Here is a 7,044-nt window from a genome sequence, read left to right as displayed (position 1 = left end):
GAGTTTACAGACCTTTACAGAAGAATTTAAACGATCAAACATTCATTTATGAAAAAGCAATTTTTGTGGCTTTCCTTTTGTTTGTTCCTGCTTGCCTGCAGTGCTCCAGTTCAAAAGGATAAGAATCTATTAAAACTATGGTATGATAAACCCGCCGGACAGTGGGAAGAGGCATTGCCCATTGGAAACGGTCGCCTGGGGGCTATGGTTTTTGGTACGCCGGAAACTGAACATTTACAGTTGAATGAAGAAACCGTTTGGGCCGGCGAACCTGGAAACAACTTACCAAAAGGTTTTAAAGAGATTTTGCCCAAAGTTAGACGATTACTTTTTGAAGGGAGATATAAGGACGCCGAGACTTTAACAATGAGCCGGGTTCCTCGGCATGCGCCGGAAGGAAACAACTACGGAATGCCGTATCAAACAGTCGGCGATGTGTATTTTGAATTCCCGAACCAGGGAGCTATTTCAAACTATTATCGTGATCTCGATTTGACAGATGCCGTTAGCTCGGTGAGTTATATTGCTGATGGAGTGACATACAAACGGGAATTTCTTTCAACAGCAGTTGACCAGGTGATTGCCGTTCGGTTTACCGCCAGCAAAAAAGGAAAAATCAACTTTACCTTGAAAGCTGAAAGCCCACATACTGTCAATCATGTTCAGGTCGAGGGCGACCAACTGGTGTTGACCGGTAAAGGCGAATCGGTAGAAAATAAAGAAGGAAAGGTTGAATTCAATGCCCGCTTTTATCCGGAAATTGAAGGTGGAACATTGGAACAAAATGACGCTTCGTTAACCGTAAAGAATGCCGATGCTGCAACGGTGTTGATTTCAATTGGAACAAACTTTAAAAATTATAAAGATCTGAGTGGGGATGCTGAAACGGTTGCTAAAGCTTACCTGGCGGAAGCCAGTGCCAAAAGCTTCGAAACAATCAAAGAGGCCCATGTTGCCGATTACCAGAAGTATTTTAAACGGGTTGAGTTAAATCTTGGTGTAACCGACTCGGTGAAGAATCCAACTGACCAGCGTATTGCCGATTTTGCAACCGGCAACGACCCGCAACTGGTATCTCTGTATTTCCAGTTTGGCCGCTACCTTTTGATTTCTTCATCACGTCCGGGAACGCAGCCTGCAAACTTACAGGGAATTTGGAATCACCAGTTGAATCCGGCCTGGGATAGTAAATACACGGTGAACATTAATACTGAAATGAATTATTGGCCGGCTGAGGTGACCAACCTTTCGGAAATGCACCAGCCTTTGTTTTCGATGATAAAAGACTTATCCCAAACCGGTCAGCAGTCCGCTCGTGAGATGTATGGTGCGCGTGGTTGGATGATGCACCACAATACCGATATCTGGCGATTTACCGGTCCCATTGACGGCGCATTTTACGGGATGTGGCCGATGGGTGGGGCCTGGTTGTCGCAGCACATGTGGCAACACTACCTGTTCTCAGGCGATAAAAAGTTCCTTGCCAATGTATATCCGATACTGAAAGGCGTTGCTTTGTATTATGTTGATGCACTTCAGGAAGAGCCTACACACGGTTGGCTAGTGGTAAGTCCGTCCATGTCGCCCGAAAATCGTCACCCCGGTGGTACATCGATGTTCGCCGGAACAACTATGGATAACCAGTTGGTTTTCGATGTTTTTTCAAACCTGATTGATGCTTCTTCTGCTCTGGATACCGACAAAGCATTTGCCGATACGGTGCAGACAATGAAAGCGCGTCTGGCACCCATGCAGATCGGTCAACACACTCAGCTGCAGGAATGGCTGAAAGATTGGGATCGCGTCGATGATAAGCATCGTCACATTTCGCACCTTTACGGATTGTATCCGAGTAACCAGATTTCGCCGTTTGAGTCGCCGGAACTTTTCCAGGCAGCGCAACACACGCTGGAATATCGTGGCGATAAGTCAACCGGATGGTCGATGGGCTGGAAAGTGAACTTTTGGGCTCGTTTGCTGAATGGTGATCGCGCTTATAAACTGATTGAAGATCAGTTGACACCTTCACCACTGGAGAAAAAAGGAGAAAAGGGAGGTACTTACCCGAACCTGTTCGATGCACATCCACCCTTCCAAATTGATGGTAACTTTGGTTGTACTGCAGGTATTGCAGAAATGCTTGTTCAGAGCCAGGATGGCGACATCTTCCTGTTGCCGGCTTTGCCTTCCAAATGGCCTTCCGGTTCGGTCAAAGGCTTGCGTGCCCGCGGTGGATTTACTATCGATATGAGTTGGGAGAATGGCATGGTGAAAGAGCTAACGATTTATTCTGAAGTTGGAGGGAACTGTCGCTTGCGTTTAGCTAACGAGTTGACCGGCGACGTACAATTGACCAAGGTGGAAGAAGGAACGGTGAACACCAATCCGCTTTTCAAAATTGCAGACATCAAAAAACCTTTGGTTAGCGAAAAAGCTGAATTGAAAACCGTTGAGTTAAATCCAACTGAACTGTTTGACTTTACGACAGAAGCAGGCGGAGTTTATCACTTTGCAGCAAAATAGTTGAACTAGCTAATTTGGAACGAAGTAAAAATATGAAGCCGAAGAATAAGATTAACTGAGAATGATCTTGTTTCTTCGGCTTATTTCGACGATAATGACTCAACAAATGAATAAGATCAAAATTATTTTGGCCGCTGTATGTTTCGGCTTGCTGGCTATGTCACAGGTTTTTGCCAATGGTAAAACGCATCTTGTTGTTGCGCAGGATGGTTCGGGCGATTACACCAGTATTCAGGAGGCGGTAACTGCTTGCGGAGCCTTTCCGTCGGAGCCCAAAGAAATTTTCATCAAAAACGGAATCTATCACGAGAAAGTTCTGATCGACTCTTTTCAAACCAACCTGACTCTTGTTGGTGAAAGCCGCGAGAAAACAATCATTACCAATGGTGATTACGCCGGACAACCCGGAATCGGAACCTTCAATAGTTATACGGTAAAAATAACCGGGGACCATGTTTCGATTCAGAACCTGACCATTGAGAACTCGGCAGGTGAGATGGGGCAGGCGGTTGCTTTGCATGTTGAAGGAGATTATTTCAAGGCCAGAAACTGTGCTATTTTAGGCGATCAGGACACGATCTATGCCGCCGGACAAAAGAGCCGTCAGTATTTCTCGGACTGTTACATTTCAGGAACCACCGATTTTATCTTCGGTGCTGCAACGGCTGTATTCGACAATTGTACACTTCACAGTAAAAAGAATTCGTACATCACAGCAGCGAGCACGCCACAAGGGAATGCTTATGGCTATGTTTTCCGAAACTGTAAGCTTACGGCTGATCCGAATGTGACCGAAGTGTACCTGGGACGTCCCTGGCGCGATTATGCCAAAGTTGTTTTCATCGATTGTGTGATGGGAAGCCACATCAGGGCTGAGGGCTGGCATAACTGGTCGAAACCCGAGCGCGAGAAAACGAGTTTTTATGCTGAATACCACAGTGCCGGTGATGGGGCAAATCCGTCCGGAAGGGCTAGCTGGTCGCACCAATTGACTAAAAGAGAAGTAAAGAAATACAAATTGAAGAACATCTTTAGTTCGTGCAGTGCGTGGGATTTGGTCGATCTGAAATTTTCAAAATAAGTCTAAGATCTTACCATTTTTAGCCAATAATTTATTGGCTTTTAAATCGACTTGAATCTTTGTGGAATTTTGAGTTGATCCTTTCCTCGTATTCCTGGTCAATCTTCAAAAACATTTTTTGCTCAGATAAGTGTTTCTCATTAACGGCTGGATAGGTAGCAAGACTCTTCGCTCTCTGTAAATATTTGGGCGCCTATCCACTAACTTGTTTGTATGGAAACAAAAAAGAGTCACAGTAAGGACTGTAACTCTTTAATAATTTAGTGGAGAATATCGGAATCGAACCGATGACCTTTTGACTGCCAGTCATAAAAAATGGTATTTTTTTGATTTCTTTTAGTTTCCTATGTTTGCACAATACATTGTGGTACAGTGTGATACCTGCTTATTTTTTCTTTTTATATTATGATTTATTCGAAGTTTGTGTGTACATTTGTGTGTATAAAAATGAATTGTACACATGGGAAGAAAGAAGCCTGATATAGCGACTGCAATCATTTTGGAGAAACGAGTGACAGATAAAGATGGATTGCATCCCGTAAAATTAAGAATAACCTACCAAAGAAGACGTAAGTATTATGCCGTAAAGGGCGAGCATTATAGTGTTGATGGATTCAGTGCAGTGACAAGCCCTGTGGGGAGGGGAAAAAACAAGGAAAAACGAAAAACACTCGAAGCAATTGAAAATCGGGCGATCGAGATCATCGACGATGTTCTTGTCAATTTCAGTTTCGAGGCATTTGAAAGAGAGTATTTAAGTCATAAAGTAAGAAGTAGCACTGTCGCAGATTTTTTTGAGGATAAAACGAAAGAACTTGATGAAGCAAACAAGGTTCAGACTGCTATACTCTATCGGTCAACTTTGATCAGTCTCTTGAAATTTGATCCGAAAATCACGTTCCAGAAAATTACACCTGGCTATCTTGAAAAATACCAAAAGTGGATGATCGAACAAGAGAATTCATATACCACTATTGGAATGTATATGCGCAACCTAAAGCATATTGTCAATAGAGCAATTGACGCAAGAATCATTGGAGATTATCCTTTTGGCGACCCTAAAAAGGGGAAATACAAAATACCCGACGGGAAGAATAAGAAAAAGGCTCTGACTTTGAAGGATATTGAAAAGCTTTTTAGTTATACCCCGACCGATAAAAACGAGTACCTGGCTTTGAATTATTGGATTTTGAGCTATTTGTCAAATGGGATGAATATGATTGACATAGCGAACCTCAGATACAAGGATTTGAAGGGTGATAACATTGAATTTATTAGGCAGAAGACTCGGGATACGTCGAAAGAAGTTCCGGTTATTAGGGTGTATCGTCTCAAAGAAATAGACGCAATTATCAAAAAGCTCGGTAATTCTGATCGGTCAAAGGACAATTACATATTTCCCATCTTTTTGAAGGGGGACGATGGGATAACTAAACATAAGAAGCTTCAGCAGCATATTAAGCAGACAAATAAATATATTCGCAGAATAGCTGAGAACGTAGGGATTACAACCGAAATAACTACGTATTGGGCAAGACACTCCTATAGCACCATTCTCAAGCGTTCTGGCGCTCCTATTGAATTTATCAGTGAGCAACTTGGGCATCAAAGTACTAAAGTCACAAGACATTACCTGGATAGCTTTGAAGATGAACACAGGGAAAGGTTTTCTACTGTTTTACTTCCGCAGATTGATGGAAAAAAAACTATGTGATCGAAAAGCACCTAAGATAGTTCGTGAAAAGTAATAGCAAACAAAAAATAAGGCTCGTGATCCTTTGTATTCTCCTTTGAAGAAAGATCCAAGAGCAGGCCTGCTGGCACTTATTCCCCGTTGCATTCTTAACTATAATTCCTAGGTTAAAATACGATTTCCTATCTGAGTACAATACAATCTATATTTTAAAAAGAAGAAAAAAAAGGTAAAAAAAGAAGAAAAGTTCTTAGGAGTAGAATGGCTGAAACAGCAAGACTGTTCTGCCTTTAGACAAACGATTCACGTGATTAATTGAATAAAGATGGAGAAAGAACACTTGGTTTAGTCTTGCTTTTTTCGTTAAGGCATTCTGCTAAATTTACTTTTGTTTGTTTTGCTACCAAATGGATAGTCTTGAATATAATAAGATCGAAGACCAGATATGTTGTTACTGATTATATTTTTTGTAAATTAGTAGTTGTGACTAACTATCATCATGCCAGGACAAAAGAGAATAAAGCTAAGCTATGCCAACCATCGGCAACAAACTGTCGTGCTGATTCTTTTTGACTTTGATGTTGAGCTAATCAGTATCTTGAAACATATTGATCAGGCTCGTTGGAGCCAGACATTGGGTGCCTGGTACATTCCCCAAGCACAATTTGACTTACACCAGTTTTTTGAGGCGTTCCGAGAAAAGGCCTGGGTGGATTACGAGGGGCTGAAAACGACGATTGCCCCTGAATTGCCTGAAGCTCCACAAATCAAAAACGAAAGCCACCAGCTTCAAAAACTCGATGTTCCACCGGGCTACCGAGAAATGCTGGAGCAAAAGCGATATAGCCAGAACACCCAAAAGATTTACATCAGCTATATGCGTGATTTCACCAGCATGTTCCACAAGTTTGATTTGAAGGAGGTGACCAAAGATCAGATTAACCGCTATATTTTGTGGTTGATCCGTGAAAAAGGAATATCGGCCAGCCAACAGAACCAGCGGATTAACGCCATCAAGTTTTATTACGAAAAGGTGTTGGGACGTCCAGGAGAATATTACGCCATAGAACGTCCTCGCAAAAGCTTTGACTTACCCAAAGTGCTTTCTGAAAACGAGGTATTGGCGATATTACGAGCTACTGAAAATATTAAGCACAAAGCAATTCTTGGTACAATTTATTCGGCGGGTTTAAGACGGAGTGAGTTAATTAATTTACGTATCCAGGATGTACAGTTTGATAAACATATTTTATATATTAGAGGAGCAAAAGGAAAGAAAGACCGAACGAGTCTTTTATCCGATTCAATTAGCATTGTCTTACAGCGCTATATGCAAAAAGAAAAACCAAATTACTGGCTATTCGAAGGGCCTGGCAGAACAAAATACAGTACAAGCAGCATTGCTCGTGTTTTACACGCAGCTGTTTCGAAAGCAGGAATCCGCAAACGGGTAACACCACATATGCTTCGCCATTCGTTTGCAACCCACATGTTGGAGCAAGGAGTTGATATCCGTTACATCCAAACCATATTAGGACATGAATCAAGCAAAACAACAGAGATTTACACCCACGTAAGCACTAAATCTCTTGCAAAAATCAAAAGTCCATTAGACTTGATTTTAAAAGATAAAACACAAAATAACAACGACTTATAGTATGAACCCTATAAGCGAAGTATAATACAGCCGTCATATACACAGACGTTGAACTAAACCCCGCGATGCGGGCTAGGCTTGCATTGTGCG

General features: G+C 42.1%; 4 protein-coding genes. All 4 read left to right on the top strand.

The window, feature by feature from the left end:
• Positions 1 to 48 precede the first annotated feature (48 nt).
• Positions 49 to 2,523: a glycoside hydrolase family 95 protein gene (locus tag AC37HE_RS06430; RefSeq protein WP_500781973.1), complete on the top strand. Its 2,475-nt coding sequence runs from the start codon at positions 49 to 51 to the stop codon at positions 2,521 to 2,523.
• 106 nt (positions 2,524 to 2,629) lie between these two features.
• Positions 2,630 to 3,604, top strand: a complete 975-nt coding sequence (locus AC37HE_RS06425; protein ID WP_500781972.1) for a pectinesterase family protein — start codon at positions 2,630 to 2,632, stop codon at positions 3,602 to 3,604.
• A gap of 460 nt (positions 3,605 to 4,064) precedes the next feature.
• Positions 4,065 to 5,318, top strand: coding sequence for a tyrosine-type recombinase/integrase (locus tag AC37HE_RS06420; RefSeq protein ID WP_500781971.1), 1,254 nt, complete (start codon positions 4,065 to 4,067; stop codon positions 5,316 to 5,318).
• A gap of 478 nt (positions 5,319 to 5,796) precedes the next feature.
• A complete protein-coding gene (xerA, locus tag AC37HE_RS06415; RefSeq protein ID WP_500781970.1) occupies positions 5,797 to 6,954 on the top strand; it encodes a site-specific tyrosine recombinase/integron integrase in 1,158 nt (385 codons plus the stop codon).
• Positions 6,955 to 7,044 lie beyond the last annotated feature (90 nt).

This window comes from Mangrovibacterium sp., assembly GCF_059905295.1.
Note: the sequence above shows the minus strand (reverse complement) of the source record. Positions and strands in the feature narration are given on the sequence as shown.